The following is an 18,364-nucleotide window of genomic DNA, read 5'->3' as shown; positions in this document are numbered from 1 at the left end:
CAAGTGCGCTTGATTTTCGCGAGCGATCTCCGAGCGCTTATTGAGGTTTACGTAATAGTCGCCGCGACGGGTGAGCACGGCTTTCATACCAGGTACCGCGTTGATTTGCGCCGCTATTTTTTGCGAGATCGCTAACGTTGCGTGCTTTTCATATTTGCGCGTTGGCCCGATAGAGCCCGGGTCTTCACCACCATGGCCCGCGTCTATCGCCACGACGATATCGGCGTTGCCCAGTAATTGGGAGGCATCTCGACTTACTTTAGGCGCAGAGGTACTCGGCGCGGACGAGGTCGCTCGCTCAGCGTGAGGCAGATCAATCACCAAGCGGTGACCGTATTGTCCCCCAGGCGTTGGGGCCAGCTTGAACAGTTGTGGCGCCGACTTGCGCTTCAACTCAAACACCAAGCGATAGGTTGATTTTTCCGGCGGTGAACTGTTGCGGATTTTGCTTAGCACCCGGCTATCTGAAACGTTAATCGGCAGTTTCGTTTTCAGCGTTGTCTGCTTAAGGTCGACCACCAAACGTTCCGGCGTGGTCAAAGTGAAGTAGCTGTATTCCACCTCAGACTGAAGATCAATGACAACCCGAGTCTCATCCGGTGAAGGCCAAACACGTATGCCTTCCAATGCGTTCGCGAATGTGACGTTAGGGAGCAGCGCAAGAATAGAGAGAAAAGGGATCAATACCGCTTTGAAAAATCGACGCTTCAACATAACTCCAACTGTTCTAATAAATGACGTCCGTAATCACTGTTCGCACTGAGTGACGCAATGCGCTCTTCACCGTGATAGCTTAGTTCAATATCCAAATCCGCTTGAGGTAACAACCCTTCGCCTTTTTCCGGCCATTCCACCAAACAAATCGCATCAGGGGTGAAATAGTCACGAATTCCCATGAATTCTAGCTCTTCTGGATCAGCCAAGCGATAAAGATCAAAGTGATACACCTGCCACTCTTGTAATTGATAAGGCTCAACTAAGGTGTAAGTTGGGCTCTTCACATTCCCTTGATGACCAAGCGCACGAACAAACCCTCGGCTCAGCGTCGTTTTCCCTGCTCCCAGATCTCCGTGCAAATAAAGAGTGGTTTGCTGTGAGCAAAGCTGCGCTAATCGTGTCCCTAGTTGAATGGTGGCAGTTTCATCTTTTAGGGAAAATTGTTTGGTCATCATGGACAAAGGTCTCTAACTCGGGACTATATAAAAATCAAAAGAACAGGAATAGTAAACTGGGTTGGAATTGGGAGACAAGATCTGTTGTGTGAGTATTCGTCAAAAAAGCGCGAATTCTCGCGTTTGGCCGCCTGAAGGTTGCTAGATCCGATCGTTAAGATCCGTTAAGATCCCCGCCCCATTGAACCAAGAGATCCCAGCATGGACTACCAACAGCTCGCAGACAAGATCAAAGTTTGGGCTAAAGAGCTCGGATTTCAAAAAGTCGGTATCTGTGATGTCGATTTGACTCGCCATGAGAGCGCTCTGCAAGCCTGGCTGGATGCTGGCTATCATGGTGACATGGATTGGATGGCAAGACATGGCATGATGCGCGCGAGACCGGATGAGCTATTGCCAGGGACAGTAAGAGTGATCAGTGCGCGAATGGATTACTTACCCCCAGAAGCGGAATTTGCCTCTAACCTCGCCAATCCAGAGCACGCCTATGTCAGCCGCTATGCGCTAGGACGTGATTACCACAAATTGATGCGCAACCAGTTAAAAAAACTCGGTCAACGTATTGAGCAAGAGGTTGGCGCCTTCGGCTATCGACCTTTTGTCGATTCTGCGCCGATTTTAGAACGGCCTCTCGCTGAAAAAGCCGGACTTGGTTGGACGGGTAAACATTCGCTTATCATTGACGAGTCCTGCGGCTCTTGGTTTTTCTTAGGTGAGCTTCTCATTGACTTGCCGCTGCCTGTTGACGCGCCTCACCAAGGTGATTGCGGCAAGTGTACCGCTTGCATGACCTCTTGCCCAACGCAGGCGATCGTTGATGACGGTGTGGTCGACGCAAGACGTTGTATCTCCTACTTGACCATAGAGTTCGACGGTATCATACCGGAAGAGTTTCGCCGCCCGATGGGCAACCGAATATACGGCTGCGATGACTGCCAACTTGTATGCCCTTGGAGTCGCTACTCGCCACTCACCAAAGAGTCTGACTTCCATCGAAGAGCTGCACTGAAAGACCCAGAGTTGTTGTCGCTGTTTCTGTGGGACGAGGAGACTTTTCTCACCAATATGCAAGGCTCAGCCATTCGTCGCATTGGGCACAAGCAATGGCTCCGCAATATTGCCATCGCCTTAGGTAATGCCCCTTATCGCCAAGCGATTGTGGATGCACTCACACAACGCCTTGGGTTTTGCAGTACATTAGATGTGCACATTGAATGGGCGCTGGAACAGCAACGCTCACAAAGCCACTACATCTCCAACAAACAGCAAAGACTGATTCGAATAATAGAAAAAGGAATGCCTAGAGATGCATAATGCTTGCCGAATTCATCAACGCAGAGTTTGAGGTTGTTCTAAAAACGGCAATGTGGAAAAAAATGAGATGTGCGGCAAATTTACTGAAAGTTGAAAAAGTTAATCACACTGGCCACCAATGATTAAGATCAAAAAACAAGCACTTAATGATCAAAAAACCGGTTTACCCTGCCTATTGAAATTTACTTTAAATCAATATAAATCAACAACTTAACAAAAAACCAAACACCCATGACCTGATAAAACATCAAGAAAGATCCTCCTGCATAGCGCTTATACAAAGACTAAATTCAGGTTACCCACGAACTTATCCACAGAATGAAAAATGTGGATAACTCTGTTAGTTAGATCTGGGGCGTTGAGTTGAAAACACGCGCAAGGCCCATCGCCATTGCTGTGTAATCTTGGAGACAAACAAAAAAACGTCACAATTGACGCTTAGAGGTTCTAATTTGGGGGATGATGCTTCTCAGCATTAGAAAGAGCAGGTATAGCGAATCACAACACGCTTCATTGGGTTGCGGGGGCCAGATTTGAACCGATGACCTTCGCTGGGTTTTATGAATGGCTGAGCCCGACAAGCTAGCGAATCATAACGCCTTAAAATTGGTTGCGGGGGCCGGATTTGAACCGACGACCTTCGGGTTATGAGCCCGACGAGCTACCAAGCTGCTCCACCCCGCGTCCGTATTGTGTCACCGTTAAGCACGATGAAGGCTATTCTGTCCACATAAAAGAAAGTGGAGCGACACACGAGGTTCCCTATTCATAAACAGAAAGGCGTGACCTCAACCTTGGCAAGGTTGCGCTCTACCAACTGAGCTAGTGTCGCATATCAACAGCACTTGCTATTGATTGAATTTGGTTGCGGGGCCGGACTTGAACCGATGACCTTCGCTAGGTTTTATGAATAGCTGAGCCCGACGAGCTAGCGAATCACAACACCTTTAAAATTGGTTGCGGGGGCCGGATTTGAACCGACGACCTTCGGGTTATGAGCCCGACGAGCTACCAAGCTGCTCCACCCCGCGTCCGTATTGTGTCACCGTTAAGCACGATGAAGGCTATCAAAATGGAGCGACACACGAGGTTCGAACTCGTGACCTCAACCTTGGCAAGGTTGCGCTCTACCAACTGAGCTAGTGTCGCATTTTGTCACCGTTGAGCACGATGAAGGCTATCCTATCCACTTAAAAGAAAGTGGAGCGACACACGAGGTTCGAACTCGTGACCTCAACCTTGGCAAGGTTGCGCTCTACCAACTGAGCTAGTGTCGCATTTTGTCACCGTTGAGCACGATGAAGACTATCCTGTCCACTTAAAAGAAAGTGGAGCGACACACGAGGTTCGAACTCGTGACCTCAACCTTGGCAAGGTTGCGCTCTACCAACTGAGCTAGTGTCGCATATCAACAGCATTTGCTATTGATGAAATTTGGTTGCGGGGGCCGGATTTGAACCGACGACCTTCGGGTTATGAGCCCGACGAGCTACCAAGCTGCTCCACCCCGCGTCCGTATTGTATCACCGTTAAGCACGATGAAGGCTATCAAACTGGAGCGACACACGAGGTTCGAACTCGTGACCTCAACCTTGGCAAGGTTGCGCTCTACCAACTGAGCTAGTGTCGCATTTTGTCACCGTTAAGCACAATGAAAGCTATCAAACTGGAGCGACACACGAGGTTCGAACTCGTGACCTCAACCTTGGCAAGGTTGCGCTCTACCAACTGAGCTAGTGTCGCTTTTCAACAACGTTTACGCTGTTCAGGGCTGCGAATTATAAGAGCATTTTTTTGTGATGCAAGTCCTTGGAAGAAAAAATCTGATTTTTTTTTCTGTTTGGATAAAAACCACACATAAGCGCCAACTTTTGCTTGAAAAGCGCTCAAACCCTTTGGCGGTAAGGGCGGATAAATTAGAGCCAGCTACCAAACAAGTCATTCGTTTTACTGAATTAATTGCTGGAGAGTAAAGTGAACGATAGAGTGGATTGATGGATGATCTCGTATTGATGCCTCACTCACTGCGAGACGAAGAACCAAGGAATTCAGGATGACGTTTCCCACCTCTCAGCCATATCGATGGCTTGTTGGGCTTGTGCTGAGCACCCTGCTCTTATCTGGGTGTGGTGCACTGCCTAAGCCCGTGAGGAACCTTGGCAAAAGTGATGTCGATTTTGTCATGGACGTTCACGCTAGGGAACAAAAAGCGCTCTTAATAGAACTGACACGCAAGCTTTACGTAAGAAATCCTTGGCAACTCAAAAAAGCGCCCGACATGACGTTAGATCAGCGACTCACGCAAATCTTTGGCGACGAGGACACCATTGAACTCCCGAGCTTAGTGTTCGAGGAACTCGGCGGTCTAACCAGCATTGATGCGATACTGCTCAGTTTCAATGATGACTTCCAAGGAGATCGCGTGTTCGCGGCAATGGTCGGACTGACAGAGATGCTCAGGCGATCGTACAACCACCAGCAAGAGTTCTTCATCCTCGATTCTCTGGATGAGCAGGCACTCTATAACAGCGCACGCAATATAGAAGTGTTTGTCTGGCGCTTATATAAGCGCAGAGATGATACGGGCGAGTTGTTTCTCCTCTCAAACCAACTTGAGGGGGACGACTATGACATCAGCTTTGATCGGCTGTTCGCCAAGATGGTGATGATTCAAGATATGATGGCGCTCATCGTCGCAGACAAAACCAATCGCAGTATCACCAAGGTCGTCCAAGGTGTGGCGCAGTTTGTCTTCTTACCGATCCCTTAATACTCTTTGTTATATCAATACGGACCTAAAACAGACAACCCCGCAGTATGAGTGCGGGGTTGTTTGTTTTTCGCGAGATGGACTCATCGCCATCGAGACTATATGGTCATGATGGTTTCGCGATAGAACTTGAGCTCTGCGATCGACTCTTTGATGTCGTCCATCGCCAAATGGCTGCCCTTTTTCGAAAACTGCGTCAACACTTCCGGCTTCCAACGACGCGTCAACTCTTTCAGCGTGCTGACGTCGATGTACCGGTAATGGAAATAGGCTTCGAGCTCTGGCATATGTTGGTACAAGAATCGACGATCTTGACCAATACTATTGCCACAAATCGGTGATTGGCCTTTCGCTACCCATTGCTCTAAAAAGGCTAAGGTCTGCTCTACCGCTTGCTGCTCGCTCACTTGGCTCTGGCGAACTCTCTCCACCAAACCACTGGCGGTATGCGTGGTCGTGCACCACTCATCCATTTTTGCCAATTCAGATTCTGGTTGATGGATGGCAAGTACGGGCCCTTCAGCTAAAATGTTGAGCTGAGCATCGGTGACAATGGTCGCGATTTCGATGATTTTGTGAGTCTCCGGGTCAAGCCCCGTCATCTCAAGATCAATCCAAATTAAATTTTGATCGCTAAAGGACATAAAGTGTTGCCTATTGGTTTATCTCTAAAAAGGGTACTATACCCAAATTCTGATCCTCAAGATAGCAATCGAGCGGATCGACAATGCAGAGAAATGGTTAAGTAAACACTGTGGCAAAAAAGAAAAAGCTCACCAAAGGTCAAGTTAGGCGAGTACGCAGCAACCAAAAGCGTAAGCTAAAAAGTGAAGAGTCCGTGCAATGGGACGAAACCATGCTGGGTGCGACCAAGAAAGGCCTGGTCATTACACGCTTTGGTCAACATGCAGATATTGAAGATAGTGAAACACTAGAGGTGCACCGCTGCAACCTTCGTCGTGGTATCGAATCTCTTGTCTCTGGCGACAAGGTGATTTGGCGCGCTGGATTAGAATCGATGGACGGCATTTCCGGCGTAGTGGAAGCGGTGGAGCCACGGACTTCCGTCCTCACTCGACCTGACTATTACGACGGCCTTAAACCGGTTGCGGCGAATGTCGACCAAATGGTGATCGTCTCATCCGTTTTGCCTGAGTTATCTCTCAACATTATTGACCGCTACCTAGTGGCGGCTGAAACGTTGCAGATCGCCCCTCTGATTGTGCTCAACAAAATCGATCTTCTCGATGAGGCGCAACGTGAGACTTACCAATCTTGGCTCGAAGAGTACCAACGTATCGGCTACCCGGTATTGCTGGTCAGTAAACAGACCGGAGAAGGTATCGAGGCCCTCGAAGCGGAGCTGCAAGGGCGGATCAATATTTTTGTCGGTCAATCGGGTGTGGGTAAATCGAGCTTGGTTAATGCCTTGATGCCACAGTTTAATGTCGAGGAAGGGGAAATTTCTGAAAATTCCGGCCTAGGACAACACACCACGACCGCCTCTCGCCTCTATCACATCCCTTCCGGTGGTGACTTAATCGACTCACCTGGGGTGCGCGAATTTGGCCTTTGGCATCTCGAAGCAGAACAGGTAACCGAGGCGTTTGTCGAGTTCAAACCCTATCTAGGGGGCTGCAAGTTCAGGGACTGCAAGCACTTAGATGATCCAGGCTGTCTACTGGTTGAAGCCGTGGAGAAAGGCGACATCAGCGAAGTGCGTTTCGACAACTACCACCGCATCTTAGAGAGCATGGCAGAAAACAAAGCCAATCGTCAGTATTCACGTAACAAGAAAGCGGATCTTTAGCCCCTAGAGCACAGATTCCTTGCTCTGGGTCTTAAAGTGCCTAGCAAGCTTGGAAGTTGAATGAGAATGGCTGACTTTTAAAGCCAGATTGATTAGTATCTCGCGCCCGATTAAGCGCGTGCAATCGCAACCTGTTATTTCGATATTGGAATCAAACACCATGGATAAGATTAAAGTTGGGCTGCAATACTGGATCCCACAACACGGCCTCACTCGCCTTGTGGGCAAGCTAGCCTCTGCCAAAGCAGGCGGTCTAACCACAGCCATCATCAAATGGTTTATCAAACAGTACAACGTGAATATGGACGAAGCGAAGCATTCGGATCCTAAGCACTTTGCCACATTTAATGATTTCTTTGTCCGTGAACTCAAAGAAGGCGCTCGCCCAATCACGGAAGGTGAGTCAGTAATCACTCACCCTGCAGATGCCTGTGTGAGCCAATTTGGCCCAATTCAAGATGGCAAGCTAATCCAAGCCAAAGGGCACGATTATACCGCGCAAGAATTGCTTGGTGGTGACGCCGAGTTGGCCAAAGAGTTTGCTGAGGGTGACTTTGCAACCTTGTACCTTTCGCCTCGTGATTACCATCGCGTACACATGCCATGCGATGGCACGCTGCGCCAGATGATTTACGTACCGGGCGATTTGTTTTCGGTCAACCCACTGACCGCCGAAAATGTACCTAACCTCTTTGCCCGCAACGAACGCGTGGTGTCGATTTTTGATACTGAGTTCGGTCCGATGGCGCAAGTGCTGGTAGGGGCAACGATTGTTGGTAGCATTGAGCAAGTCTGGGCTGGCACCGTCACCCCTCCTCGTGGCAACACAGTGTACAAATGGGATTACCCAGCCACTGGTAACAAAGCCGTGATCTTGAAAAAAGGCCAGGAGATGGGGCGCTTTAAGCTCGGCTCCACCGTCATCAACCTTTTTGCAAAAGACGCGATCACCTTTGATGACGCAATGAGTACCGGTGCGACCACCGTTATGGGCACACCTTACGCACACCAACGCAACGCGCCCCAGAGTGAATCCACCTCTGAGTCTGAATAACAGAGCGTTCGATTCACACCATCTCTCCAAGCCCCACAAAGTTGGGGCTTTTTTGACCCAAGACAAAACCCAGTGAACATTTTCAACTGTTTGCTAAAAGTTCCAGCTACGTCCAAGACCTTAATTTGATTGTAAATTACTCTAGTGTTTCGTCGAAAAACCTTGAGGTTTACTGTCATGTTGAAACCCGGAATCCTTATCAAACTTCTGGTCAGTTTTGGGCTCCCTCTTGCTGTGCTTTTTATGCCCATCGATTGGATTCCCATTGACGACTTAACCCTGATCCAACATCGCCTACTGGCCATATTCTTGCTGGCGGCGTTACTGTGGGTGTTAGAGCCAGTGCCTGTTTTTGCTACTTCTATCCTGATTATCGCGCTTGAGTTGGTGATGATTTCCAATAAAGGATTGCACTGGTTTCGAACCCCGCCACCCCATCATGACCTAGGCGTATTGCTCGATTACACAGACATATTCAGCGCCTTTTCCTCGCCAATTATTATTCTCTTTATGGGCGGTTTTGCCCTTGCGATCGCAGCCTCAAAATATGAACTCGACAACAACCTAGCACGGGTGCTACTCAAACCCTTTGGCAAACAACCCAAGTTCATCATGTTGGGATTAATGCTGATCACCGCTGTGTTTTCGATGTTTATGTCGAACACCGCAACCACTGTCATGATGCTGGCCTTACTTGGCCCGATTGTCGCTTCTGCACCCAAAGGGGATTTGGGCATCAAAGCGTTAGTGTTATGTATCCCTATTGCCGCCAATACGGGTGGCATTGCCACACCGATTGGTACCCCTCCCAACGCCATCGCGCTGCAATACCTGACGGGTGACAACTCGATTACCTTCTTAAGCTGGATGATGATGGGTCTGCCCTTCGTGATTATTCAGCTCACCATTGCTTGGTTTTTGCTGCAAAAGCTCTTCCCCGCCACATCCAATGAGATGCAGCTCAAGCTCGATGGTCAGTTCCAACGCAACTGGCGGGCCATTACCGTCTATTGCACCTTCGCCATCACTATTTTGCTGTGGATGACCACTCAGTTGCACGGCATGAACACCTATGTGGTTTCGATCATTCCTCTCGCCGTCTTCACCTTGACTGGCATTATGGGCAAAGCAGAACTCAAACTGATCAACTGGGATGTGCTGTGGCTGGTTGCCGGTGGTATCGCCATTGGCATTGGTCTGGATAAAACTGGGCTCGCTGAAGCGCTGGCACATGCGATCGATTACGAGACCCTCTCGCCTGTCGCGGTGGTCATCACGTTGTCGATGGTGTGTTGGTTGATGGCCAACTTTATGTCCAACACCGCGACCGCCAACTTGTTGATGCCCATCGCAGCAGCCATCGGCGCTTCGATGGAGAGCTTGGCAGCCATTGGCGGGCTGCAAGCCTTGTTGGTTGTTGTGGCCTTCTCAGCCTCTCTCGGTATGATTTTGCCTGTCTCAACACCGCCGAACTCCCTGGCTTACTCAACAGGGCTAATTGAGAGTAAAGACATGGCCAAAACCGGCGTCATTATTGGCTTGATTGGTCTTGCGATTGTTTATGCAGCAACGCTCATTCTTACGTAACCGTTGCCCCCACAGATCATACTTAGCTCGGCGCCCAGGTTCTCTTACCTGGGCGCTTTGTTTCTAGCGCGTTTTCGTGCATATTGCTTACCTTAATGATTTGCTTTGGATTTCACGATTATGGGCTATGAATGGCTGGCATTGGCGGCCGCGCTTTTATGGGCGGTAGCGAGTATTTTGTCTGTCACACCTGCGCAGCACTTAGGGACCTTTGCCTACAGCCGCTGGCGAATGGGGTGTACGTCTGTCATTCTCGCCTCGATGGCTTGGTTAACGGGTGGCTGGGCAAGCGTTGAGCTCAGTGCGGTATCGGCCATGGCGCTATCGGGCTTAGTGGGTATCTTCATCGGTGATACCGCTCTGTTTGCCTGTCTCAATCGCATGGGACCACGACAAGCGGGTTTGCTTTTCTCATGCCATGCGGTGTTCTCTGCCGTACTCGGCTATTTCCTGTTTAGCGAAAGCATGACCTCGCTTGAGCTCATCGGTTCAGCGCTGGTCTTTTCTGGTGTCTTAACAGCGATATTTTTCGGGCGCAGAGGTCAAGCAGCGAATAGCTTGGAGTCCATTAAAGGCAACATTTGGGCGGGTATCGGACTTGGTCTCCTCGCTGCGCTGTGTCAGGCATTGGGCGGCATTATCGCCAAGCCGATCATGCAAACCGCGATCGATCCCATCGCCGCCTCCGCCATGCGTATGATGACCGCCTTTGTCGCGCACAGCGTCTTTTTTCTCTCCGGCGCACGGCTAGCGAGAGCGACGCAACCGATGAACACGCGCATTTTTGCGATTACCGCGATCAACGGTTTTCTCGCGATGGCAGTAGGGATGACACTGATCCTCTATGCGCTGCGTGAAGGGAACGTCGGTATGGTCGCGCTACTCTCTTCCACCACGCCCATCATGTTGTTGCCTATACTGTGGATCTACACCAAAAAGCGCCCCAACCGTTATGCGTGGATTGGCGCTTTGGTCGCGGTCGCCGGCACCAGTATCTTGGTGAGTTGAACCCAAGGCTCACACAGGTTAGTGTGAACAGCGGCCATCAATAGCACCTATTGAACTAATAGATAGATTCCGCTTTAAAAGGGATAAAATTAGGTCGAGACTGGCAAGTAAAGAGAGCCGGAGTAATTCCACACACTGGGCATGGTGAAAGATAACAACGGCATTTCGCCCAGTTTATTTGATCTTAACCTACAGTTTTGGTTAAAAAGTGTAGTAAAATTACGCTAATTTTGTTTCCAAAGTTACTTTGAAATTTTAACGAGGACATCACTATGTCAGCTAAGAAGCCATTGGCTCTAGTTATCCTTGACGGTTACGGTCACCGTGAGGACACAGCAAGCAACGCTATCGCAAACGCAAAAAAACCGGTTATGGATGCGCTACTTGCTAACCACCCACACACACTCATTTCTGCATCAGGTATGGACGTTGGTCTACCGGACGGTCAAATGGGTAACTCAGAAGTGGGTCACACAAACATTGGTGCTGGCCGTGTGGTTTACCAAGATCTGACGCGTATCACCAAATCCATCTCTGACGGCGAATTTGCCGAAACGCCAGCGCTAGTCGAAGCAGTAGACGCGGCGGTAAAAGCCGGGAAAGCGGTTCATATCATGGGTCTGATGTCACCAGGCGGTGTTCACTCTCACGAAGATCACATCTACGCAGCGGTAGAAATGGCTGCCGCTCGTGGCGCAGAAAAGATCTACCTACACTGCTTCCTAGACGGTCGTGACACACCACCACGCAGCGCAGAAAACTCACTCAAGCGCTTTGATGAACTGTTTGCGAAGCTGGGTAAAGGTCGCATTGCTTCTCTAGTGGGCCGTTACTACGCAATGGACCGTGACAACAACTGGGAACGTGTTCAAGTTGCTTACGACTTGCTAACGCAAGCTAAAGCGGACTTCACGTTTGATTCTGCGGTTGCGGGTCTTGAAGCGGCTTACGCTCGCGAAGAGAACGACGAATTTGTTAAAGCCACTGCGATTAAGACTGACGCACAAGAAGACGCCATCATGCAAGATGGCGATGCGCTGATCTTCATGAACTACCGTGCAGACCGCGCACGCCAAATTACGCGTGCTTTCGTTCCTGAGTTTGACGGTTTTGAGCGTGCGGTATTCCCAGCCCTTCATTTTGTGATGCTGACTCAGTACGCTGCCGATATCCCACTGGCGATTGCCTTCCCACCGGCGTCTCTTGAGAACACCTACGGTGAGTGGCTATCAAAGCAAGGTCAAACTCAGCTGCGTATTTCAGAGACAGAAAAATACGCACACGTGACCTTCTTCTTCAACGGTGGTGTTGAGCAAGAGTTTGACGGTGAAGAGCGTCAACTCGTGGCTTCTCCAAAAGTGGCGACGTACGACCTTCAACCAGAGATGAGCTCTGCTGAACTGACTGAAAAGATGGTCGCAGCGATCAAATCTGGCAAATACGACACCATCATCTGTAACTACCCGAACGCCGATATGGTCGGTCACACAGGTGTGTACGACGCAGCAGAAAAAGCGATTGAAGCGCTAGACGCCAGCGTTGGCCAAGTCGTTGAAGCGATCAAAGAAGTGGGCGGTCAACTGCTGATCACAGCAGACCACGGTAACGCGGAAATGATGGTCGACCCAGAAACAGGCGGCACACACACTGCGCACACCAACCTACCGGTGCCTCTGATTTACGTTGGTGACAAAGCGGTTGAGTTTAAAGAAGGCGGAAAACTGTCTGACCTAGCGCCAACCATGCTGTCTCTTGCAGGTCTAGAAATCCCAGCAGAAATGACCGGGGAAATTCTGGTTAAATAAGTTTGCTGCTGTGATAGAGAACCAAAGCCCGAGCCCATGCTCGGGCTTTTTGTGTATTCCAATTTCTGATTTGGGTATACTGACCCAATCTCAAACACTTAGGACAGACAGAGCCATGGTATTGGTTGGGCAAGGACAGCGCAGTTTGCTTTTGAAACCGATGACGGTTTGGATTCTCGCCGTACTCTGTTGGCTTCCTATGACCAGTTTTGCCTCGACCTCTGAGCTTAAAGGGGTCAGTAGCGAGATTTCCCGCCAAAAGCAAAATCTCTCCTCGCAACAAAAAAAGCTCGATGAGCTTCAGCAGTCTCTCAAACAGCAAGAACTGAGCATCACTCGACTCGAAAAAGAGATCACTGAGACCAAGGCGCAACAAAAGAAAACCCAAGAGAGCATTGCAGAGCTCCAACGCCAAATTGATCAGCTAGAAGCACAAAAAAAAGCCCAAAGCGACAAGCTTGCCGAGTTGATTCAGACCTATTACATGACAGAACGTGCGAAAGCGCCAGCCAATATGCTCAATCGTGGTGTGGAAGAAGATCGCATCAGCCAATACTTCCAACACCTAGCCAAACAGCGCGCTGACATCATCGATGAGTTGCAACTCACTACTGAAAAGCTAACGTCAAGTCAACGCCAACTCGAGTTAGAACAAGCGCAAATTGCTGCACTACTCAAGCAGCAAACTGAGCAGAAAAACGCGCTCACCAAAACGCAATCCAGTCGCCAAGGCACGGTCGCCAACATCAAAAAGAGCATTTCCAACGACCAAGTCTACCTTTCTGAATTGCAACGCAATGAGACGCGCTTAAAAGCGGAAATCGCCAAGGCCGCTAAACGCAATGCCGTGCCGATGGATGGTATTGCACGACAAAAAGGCAAACTGCCTTGGCCACTGAAAGGCCGTATCCTACATCGCTACGGCGCGCCACAAACTGGTCAATTAAGCTGGAAGGGATGGGTGATTGATGCCGATTACGGTCAATCGGTCAAAGCCGTCTATTCTGGCACCGTGGTCTTTGCGGAGTATTTACGAGGCTATGGCCTGGTTGTTCTGCTGGATCACGGCAAAGGCGATATGACCTTATACGGGTTTAACCAAAGTTTGATGAAAAAAGAAGGCGACAAAGTCACCGCCGGAGAGACCATTGCCCTAGCAGGTGATACTGGCGGTCAGCCACAGGCGTCCCTCTACTTTGAGATTCGCCGTAACAGCAAAACCCAAGACCCAAGTCAGTGGCTCACCCGTTAGCCTAGCGATTCTCAGCGCGGCTGATAGTACGCCTCAACCTGTTCAATAAACGTCGCTAATTGATTGGCGGGTAGCGCATTGATGCCAGCGGACCCCTCTCTTCCACCGCCCGTCGCAAACGCCGAACAAATCGCCCCTGCTCCCTGTTTATTGTTCAAAGGCGCACGCAGTGAAACCAAGAAACTCCCATCAGGATTTTGTGTCAGTACTGCGTGCGCAGAGTGAGGCGCCTGATTCGCTAACGCGTTGCCATACACGCCGCTGACGCGCCTTGCCGCGGGTTCATCAGGCAATTCAAAGACACTCAATGTTGGGCTACGGTAACTGGCTTCCACCGACAATGCCCTCTCCATGTCTGCTTGATAAGCGGCTTTTAATTGCCAATATGGGGAGTGCTTGTCAGCAATCACAGCAAAAGGATCATCATAAGCCAAAAGGGTGTTAAACAGTGCTGCCGGGTGGTAGTGCAAGTCCTCAATCTTGGCGCCATAACCGTTGTAATTGATCAGCGTCCCCAACTCTTGTAGCTGCGCGGCTTGTTTACCATCCAGCCCCGCTTGGATAGCTAGCTGCTGCGCTGTCGCAATAAGATTGTCGCCAAAGGCAGCGGTGATGGCCCAAAAGTGAAAACGCCCGTCGAGCCACTGATCGACAATGAGCGCGGTACACATGTTGGCATCGAGATTGATGTGAGCATCGAGCAGTGGGTGCTCGGGGATGTCGCCCGATCGGTGATGATCGGCATAGAAGACTGACACACCGCCATCCAGTAAGCTCTCCAACGCGACTCGATTTTTTTCCATCGAGATATCGAGCACTGTCACGCTATCGCCAGGCTGTGGCGATACCTTGTCTAGCAATTGGATGTCACGTTTGACGCCGGTGACCAGCGTTGTCTCTTTCGGCTGCGCTAAGCGCAGTTGCAGTAAGGCGATGATGCCATCGGCATCGCCATTAAACACATCGTAATGCATAAAAAACCCATTCACTTATCTTTCGATACTGTAATGGGTCTTAAAAAATCTAACAATTTTAATTCGTTATAACTAGGATCGAAAAAGCCAGTGCTGCGCGCCGTTAAGCATGCATGGCTTTGACCCCTTCCTCAAACAATTGTAACTGTTCAAGCCCCTGAGCCGTCGCTTTGGGCTTCACAATGGCGATCATTTGTAGCATTCCGCGATGAATGACTTGCTCGGTAATCTGTGTCCGTGGAGACATGGCAGATTGATACGCCAGCCAACTGGACGCAATCAAATGTAAGCTAGTGACCAGAGATTGCATTTCTTGCTCAGAGACATCCAATAAATCCAAAGCGACAAAGGCGTGCATGATCCCAATGAGATTGGTTTGCAGCTTCTCCTGCACTTGAATGTAGTCATCATGCAGCTGTTCATCTCGGCCCAAGATTTCTGGCAAGTTGGCATAGAAGAAACGGTATTTCCACATCAGGGTAAAAATAGAGTCGAGATAGTGCTTAAGTAACACCAAACTCTCCTGCTGACCTTGAATCGGCGTGAAACGTTCAAGCAGCTCGTTGGAGTAGAGCGTAAAAATCTCACGCACAATTTCTTGCTTATTGCGGAAGTGGTAATAGAGATTCCCGGGACTAATATCAATATGCGCGGCGATATGATTGGTGGTAATGGTGCGTTCACCATGCTCGTTAAACAGCTCCAAAGCCGCTAAGACAATTTTGTCGCGAGTCTTCATGAATAATCCGTATCCTTTCTTGTTATTTCAGCAGTATAGCGGCTAGTGTAACCGATAACAAAAAAGCGCCTGGTCATATCAGGCGCTTTGCAAAGATTACTCAATTATTTGTGGTATGGCTTGGATAACTCGTGGACCGCCTCAACAAACACGCCAGCATTTTCAGGTGGCACGTCCAAATGGATGCCGTGTCCGAGGTTAAATACGTGACCTGTGCCCGCATCACCAAAGCCCGCCAGAATGCTCGCTACCTCTTGTTGGATTCGCTCCGGTGAGGCATAGAGCATGGATGGGTCCATGTTGCCTTGCAGTGCCACTTTGTCACCGACTCGCGCTTTGGCGTCTTCGATGTTGATGGTCCAATCCAGTCCGACCGCATCACACCCTGTTGCGGCGATCTGCTCAAGCCACATTCCACCGTTTTTGGTAAACAGCGTGACAGGAACGCGGCGGCCTTCGTTTTCACGCACCAGTCCATCGACAATTTTGTGCATGTACTGCAATGAGAACAGCTGATAGTCACGTGGGGTCAATACACCGCCCCAAGTATCAAATACCATCACGGATTGTGCGCCCGCTTTGATTTGCGCGTTAAGGTACGCAATCACACTGTCCGCCAGTTTATCTAGCAACAGGTGCAAGGTTTGTGGCTCAGCGTACATCATCTTTTTGATTTTGGTGAAGGCTTTTGAGCTTCCGCCTTCTACCATGTAGGTAGCGAGCGTCCATGGGCTACCCGAGAAACCAATCAGCGGCACGTCACCATTGAGATCTTTACGAATTTGGCGCACAGCGTTCATGACGTACTGAAGTTCGCCTTCTGGATCTGGGATACCAATTTTATCGACGTCAGCTTTCGAGGCAATCGGGCGATCGAACACCGGGCCCTCACCCGCAGCAAAGCGGAGGCCTAATCCCATCGCATCTGGAATCGTCAAAATATCGGAGAACAAAATCGCGGCATCAAGTGGAAAGCGACGTAACGGTTGAAGTGTCACTTCTGAGGCCAGCTCTGCGTTTTTACACAGTGACATAAAATCACCCGCTTGCGCGCGCGTGGCTTTGTATTCTGGCAGGTAGCGACCCGCTTGGCGCATCATCCATACCGGGGTGTAATCAACAGGCTCTTTGAGCAGAGCACGAAGATAACGGTCGTTTTTGAGTTCTGTCATTCTGTTCTTCCAATCATTTAAGCTGACTTTTTATCGCTCGTATTCTAACACTGTTTAGCTCTCAAAAGCGGTGTGCTTTGCAACCCAGATCAAGTTATTTACTATTAAATCAGTGCTTAATTTGCGCTCAACGCATTGGAGTGTTAAATATTTGTTTGCTAGCGAAAACTACAATTATAAACTGAACATCTCCGTGTTCAGCATCTCATAACGACATCTTACTTACCCCCTCCCTCTCGGAGGGTTTTTTTTATCTCTGCAAGCGTATGCTCAATCAGTGCTCTCGCGATGGTTCCGACTGGCGCAACGGGCGGCATGGCGTCAACCGTAAACCACCGCGCATCACTGAGTTCACTGTAGTCGGGTTTCAATGTGCCACCGGCATAGTCGGCTAAAAAGCCCATCATCATGCTCGATGGAAAGGCCCAAGGCTGGCTACCAAAGTAACGCACGTTGGTGACGTCAATCCCGGTCTCCTCTTTGACTTCTCGCGCCACACATTGCTCAAGGGTCTCTCCGACTTCTACAAAGCCCGCTATAACGGTGTACATACCATTTCGATGTCTTGGGTGTTGAGCAAGTAAAATCGAGTCTTGGTGGCGTACAGCAACGATAATGCAGGGAAAAATACGCGGATAATGCAACGTTCGGCATTCACCACACTGCATCGCTAATTGATTGTGATTGAGATGGTTACGGCCACCGCACTGCGGGCAAAAACGCATCGTCTGACGCATGTGACCATATTGCACCGCTTTGCTGGCCAAGAGAAACAGTGCCTCAGGTAGCGTAAGCGCTTCTCGAAGCGAAGTAAGAGGTAATGATTGCTCCACCCACTCCTCACAAAGCCACATGACGGGAAGCCCTTCGTAGTGACCGATTTCTATCGCCTCATACGCAGGCAATTCGAGGGTTTCAGCGCAGCCTTTTGGCAACGCACCGCCGGGTAACCAAAGCTCACTTCCCGAGACCACACACCAGTAAGCATCACCCATACGGTTCGTGTCACTTTTCTTTAACATCAGCCACTCCCTTTACTTGCAGTTCGTCTATTTTACTGGCAATCTAAATTCATACCAGAGTTTGTAGTGGGAAAGATCTCCGGCTATAAATTTTAGTAAGGACAAGAGGTTAATTCTCTCAACCTGCTTTGATTTCAAAGCGTAACGATCATCCGGATGGTGATCCGACAAGAGGGCCTGGTCATGTTAAGAAAACTAAAAAGAACCCAAGAACAATGGGGCGGATCGAGTGATGTTATCGACCATTGGTTAGATAGCCGCCAACGTTTGATCGTTGAATTTTGTAAGCTTGCCGCCTTGCAACCGACCTCCTCGAAAACGGCTGTCGTCGAACTCCCTACCCCTGCTGAACTGCAACATTTTTGTGGCGAACTGGTCGACTATATTTCCGAAGGTCATTTTAAAATTTACGACATGGTCATGGATAAATGGCGCTCGACAGGCTTTGAAGCGACCGATGAGATAAACGATACCTACGGTAAAATTGTCCTGACCACTGAGCCTTTATTAAACTTTACCGATAAGTACGCAGCGGTGAGCGACGACGAGACGTTAGACGATTTTGATGCGGACATGTCTGAGATTGGCGAAGTAATCGAAGAGCGCTTCGAAGTCGAAGATCGCCTCATTCAGCTTATTGCGGACAGCTTAGCCATTCCACCCGGCGCTTAACTTATAACCAGCC

17 protein-coding genes and 9 tRNA genes are annotated in these 18,364 nt (G+C 49.6%); 10 read left to right on the top strand and 16 right to left on the bottom strand.

Going from position 1 to position 18,364, the window contains the following annotated elements; all coding sequences use genetic code 11:
* Positions 1-714: N-acetylmuramoyl-L-alanine amidase (locus AC6R03_RS08770; RefSeq protein ID WP_500653656.1), on the bottom strand; the 714-nt coding region annotated here is incomplete at its 3' end.
* Entirely contained in the window at positions 708-1,172 is a 465-nt protein-coding gene (gene tsaE / locus AC6R03_RS08765; RefSeq protein WP_500631040.1) for a tRNA (adenosine(37)-N6)-threonylcarbamoyltransferase complex ATPase subunit type 1 TsaE, read from the bottom strand. The genes AC6R03_RS08770 and tsaE, both read right to left, overlap by 7 nt.
* 201 nt (positions 1,173-1,373) lie before the next feature.
* Here tsaE and queG point away from each other — a divergent pair, with 201 nt between their 5' ends.
* Positions 1,374-2,486, top strand: a complete 1,113-nt coding sequence (queG, locus tag AC6R03_RS08760; RefSeq protein WP_500631039.1) for a tRNA epoxyqueuosine(34) reductase QueG — start codon at positions 1,374-1,376, stop codon at positions 2,484-2,486.
* A gap of 607 nt (positions 2,487-3,093) precedes the next feature.
* On the opposite strand, the gene AC6R03_RS08755 is transcribed toward queG, so the two are convergent.
* The 9 genes from AC6R03_RS08755 to AC6R03_RS08715 all read right to left on the bottom strand — a co-directional run bounded on the left by AC6R03_RS08755 (position 3,094) and on the right by AC6R03_RS08715 (position 4,229).
* A tRNA-Met gene (locus tag AC6R03_RS08755) sits at positions 3,094-3,170 on the bottom strand.
* A 57-nt stretch (positions 3,171-3,227) separates the two neighbouring features.
* Positions 3,228-3,318: transfer RNA gene (locus tag AC6R03_RS08750), tRNA-Gly, on the bottom strand.
* A 122-nt stretch (positions 3,319-3,440) separates the two neighbouring features.
* Positions 3,441-3,517: transfer RNA gene (locus AC6R03_RS08745), tRNA-Met, on the bottom strand.
* A 42-nt stretch (positions 3,518-3,559) separates the two neighbouring features.
* Positions 3,560-3,635, bottom strand: a tRNA-Gly gene (locus AC6R03_RS08740).
* Positions 3,636-3,687: 52 nt separating this feature from the next.
* Positions 3,688-3,763, bottom strand: a tRNA-Gly gene (locus AC6R03_RS08735).
* A 52-nt stretch (positions 3,764-3,815) separates the two neighbouring features.
* Positions 3,816-3,891: transfer RNA gene (locus tag AC6R03_RS08730), tRNA-Gly, on the bottom strand.
* Between the two features lie 30 nt (positions 3,892-3,921).
* Positions 3,922-3,998: transfer RNA gene (locus tag AC6R03_RS08725), tRNA-Met, on the bottom strand.
* A 42-nt stretch (positions 3,999-4,040) separates the two neighbouring features.
* A tRNA-Gly gene (locus tag AC6R03_RS08720) sits at positions 4,041-4,116 on the bottom strand.
* Positions 4,117-4,153: 37 nt separating this feature from the next.
* A tRNA-Gly gene (locus AC6R03_RS08715) sits at positions 4,154-4,229 on the bottom strand.
* A gap of 53 nt (positions 4,230-4,282) precedes the next feature.
* Here AC6R03_RS08715 and AC6R03_RS08710 point away from each other — a divergent pair.
* Together AC6R03_RS08710 and AC6R03_RS08705 are read left to right on the top strand one after the other, a co-directional pair.
* Entirely contained in the window at positions 4,283-4,459 is a 177-nt protein-coding gene (locus tag AC6R03_RS08710; RefSeq protein WP_500631038.1) for a hypothetical protein, read from the top strand.
* A gap of 80 nt (positions 4,460-4,539) precedes the next feature.
* Positions 4,540-5,256: a hypothetical protein gene (locus AC6R03_RS08705; protein WP_500631037.1), complete on the top strand. Its 717-nt coding sequence runs from the start codon at positions 4,540-4,542 to the stop codon at positions 5,254-5,256.
* Between the two features lie 98 nt (positions 5,257-5,354).
* On the opposite strand, the gene orn is transcribed toward AC6R03_RS08705, so the two are convergent.
* Complete coding sequence (gene orn / locus AC6R03_RS08700) at positions 5,355-5,900, bottom strand: oligoribonuclease (protein ID WP_500631036.1); 546 nt, start codon at positions 5,898-5,900, stop codon at positions 5,355-5,357.
* Between the two features lie 110 nt (positions 5,901-6,010).
* Between orn and rsgA the strand changes: the two genes are divergently transcribed.
* The 6 genes from rsgA to AC6R03_RS08670 all read left to right on the top strand — a co-directional run bounded on the left by rsgA (position 6,011) and on the right by AC6R03_RS08670 (position 13,772).
* The gene (rsgA, locus tag AC6R03_RS08695; protein ID WP_487903422.1) at positions 6,011-7,066 is read left to right on the top strand and encodes a small ribosomal subunit biogenesis GTPase RsgA; all 1,056 of its coding nucleotides are present in this window, start codon (positions 6,011-6,013) and stop codon (positions 7,064-7,066) included.
* Between the two features lie 160 nt (positions 7,067-7,226).
* Positions 7,227-8,120 (top strand): archaetidylserine decarboxylase, encoded by an 894-nt coding sequence (asd, locus tag AC6R03_RS08690; RefSeq protein WP_500631035.1) that lies wholly within the window; start codon positions 7,227-7,229, stop codon positions 8,118-8,120.
* Between the two features lie 177 nt (positions 8,121-8,297).
* Positions 8,298-9,707, top strand: coding sequence for an SLC13 family permease (locus AC6R03_RS08685; RefSeq protein ID WP_500631034.1), 1,410 nt, complete (start codon positions 8,298-8,300; stop codon positions 9,705-9,707).
* Between the two features lie 120 nt (positions 9,708-9,827).
* Entirely contained in the window at positions 9,828-10,715 is an 888-nt protein-coding gene (locus tag AC6R03_RS08680) for a DMT family transporter (RefSeq protein WP_487903427.1), read from the top strand.
* 272 nt (positions 10,716-10,987) lie between these two features.
* Complete coding sequence (gene gpmM, locus AC6R03_RS08675; protein ID WP_500631033.1) at positions 10,988-12,520, top strand: 2,3-bisphosphoglycerate-independent phosphoglycerate mutase; 1,533 nt, start codon at positions 10,988-10,990, stop codon at positions 12,518-12,520.
* A 160-nt stretch (positions 12,521-12,680) separates the two neighbouring features.
* Positions 12,681-13,772, top strand: a complete 1,092-nt coding sequence (locus tag AC6R03_RS08670; protein ID WP_500625714.1) for a murein hydrolase activator EnvC family protein — start codon at positions 12,681-12,683, stop codon at positions 13,770-13,772.
* Between the two features lie 11 nt (positions 13,773-13,783).
* Here AC6R03_RS08670 and AC6R03_RS08665 read toward each other — a convergent pair whose 3' ends face one another.
* The 4 genes from AC6R03_RS08665 to nudC form a co-directional block, all read right to left on the bottom strand.
* Entirely contained in the window at positions 13,784-14,746 is a 963-nt protein-coding gene (locus AC6R03_RS08665) for a DHH family phosphoesterase (RefSeq protein ID WP_500631032.1), read from the bottom strand.
* 103 nt (positions 14,747-14,849) lie between these two features.
* Entirely contained in the window at positions 14,850-15,485 is a 636-nt protein-coding gene (locus AC6R03_RS08660; protein ID WP_334555700.1) for a TetR/AcrR family transcriptional regulator, read from the bottom strand.
* A gap of 104 nt (positions 15,486-15,589) precedes the next feature.
* Positions 15,590-16,657, bottom strand: a complete 1,068-nt coding sequence (gene hemE, locus AC6R03_RS08655; protein ID WP_500629416.1) for a uroporphyrinogen decarboxylase — start codon at positions 16,655-16,657, stop codon at positions 15,590-15,592.
* A 218-nt stretch (positions 16,658-16,875) separates the two neighbouring features.
* Complete coding sequence (gene nudC, locus AC6R03_RS08650; RefSeq protein WP_500631031.1) at positions 16,876-17,679, bottom strand: NAD(+) diphosphatase; 804 nt, start codon at positions 17,677-17,679, stop codon at positions 16,876-16,878.
* Positions 17,680-17,856: 177 nt separating this feature from the next.
* Here nudC and rsd point away from each other — a divergent pair, with 177 nt between their 5' ends.
* Positions 17,857-18,351 (top strand): sigma D regulator, encoded by a 495-nt coding sequence (rsd, locus tag AC6R03_RS08645; RefSeq protein ID WP_334555727.1) that lies wholly within the window; start codon positions 17,857-17,859, stop codon positions 18,349-18,351.
* Positions 18,352-18,364: the final 13 nt, after the last annotated feature.

The organism is Vibrio sp. R10-SG-ISO4 (assembly GCF_059834135.1).
The sequence above is the reverse complement of the archived record's forward strand: the minus strand, read 5'-3'. Positions and strand labels throughout refer to the sequence as shown.

What these genes read in the sequence shown, in the direction of transcription:
- tsaE (WP_500631040.1), bottom strand. Translation starts at nt 1,172, where the DNA reads ATGATGACCAAACAATTTTCCCTAAAAGATGAAACTGCCACCATTCAA.
- queG (WP_500631039.1), top strand. Translation starts at nt 1,374, where the DNA reads ATGGACTACCAACAGCTCGCAGACAAGATCAAAGTTTGGGCTAAAGAG.
- AC6R03_RS08705 (WP_500631037.1), top strand. Translation starts at nt 4,540, where the DNA reads ATGACGTTTCCCACCTCTCAGCCATATCGATGGCTTGTTGGGCTTGTG.
- orn (WP_500631036.1), bottom strand. Translation starts at nt 5,900, where the DNA reads ATGTCCTTTAGCGATCAAAATTTAATTTGGATTGATCTTGAGATGACG.
- asd (WP_500631035.1), top strand. Translation starts at nt 7,227, where the DNA reads ATGGATAAGATTAAAGTTGGGCTGCAATACTGGATCCCACAACACGGC.
- AC6R03_RS08685 (WP_500631034.1), top strand. Translation starts at nt 8,298, where the DNA reads ATGTTGAAACCCGGAATCCTTATCAAACTTCTGGTCAGTTTTGGGCTC.
- AC6R03_RS08680 (WP_487903427.1), top strand. Translation starts at nt 9,828, where the DNA reads ATGGGCTATGAATGGCTGGCATTGGCGGCCGCGCTTTTATGGGCGGTA.
- gpmM (WP_500631033.1), top strand. Translation starts at nt 10,988, where the DNA reads ATGTCAGCTAAGAAGCCATTGGCTCTAGTTATCCTTGACGGTTACGGT.
- AC6R03_RS08670 (WP_500625714.1), top strand. Translation starts at nt 12,681, where the DNA reads ATGACGGTTTGGATTCTCGCCGTACTCTGTTGGCTTCCTATGACCAGT.
- AC6R03_RS08665 (WP_500631032.1), bottom strand. Translation starts at nt 14,746, where the DNA reads ATGCATTACGATGTGTTTAATGGCGATGCCGATGGCATCATCGCCTTA.
- AC6R03_RS08660 (WP_334555700.1), bottom strand. Translation starts at nt 15,485, where the DNA reads ATGAAGACTCGCGACAAAATTGTCTTAGCGGCTTTGGAGCTGTTTAAC.
- hemE (WP_500629416.1), bottom strand. Translation starts at nt 16,657, where the DNA reads ATGACAGAACTCAAAAACGACCGTTATCTTCGTGCTCTGCTCAAAGAG.
- nudC (WP_500631031.1), bottom strand. Translation starts at nt 17,679, where the DNA reads ATGTTAAAGAAAAGTGACACGAACCGTATGGGTGATGCTTACTGGTGT.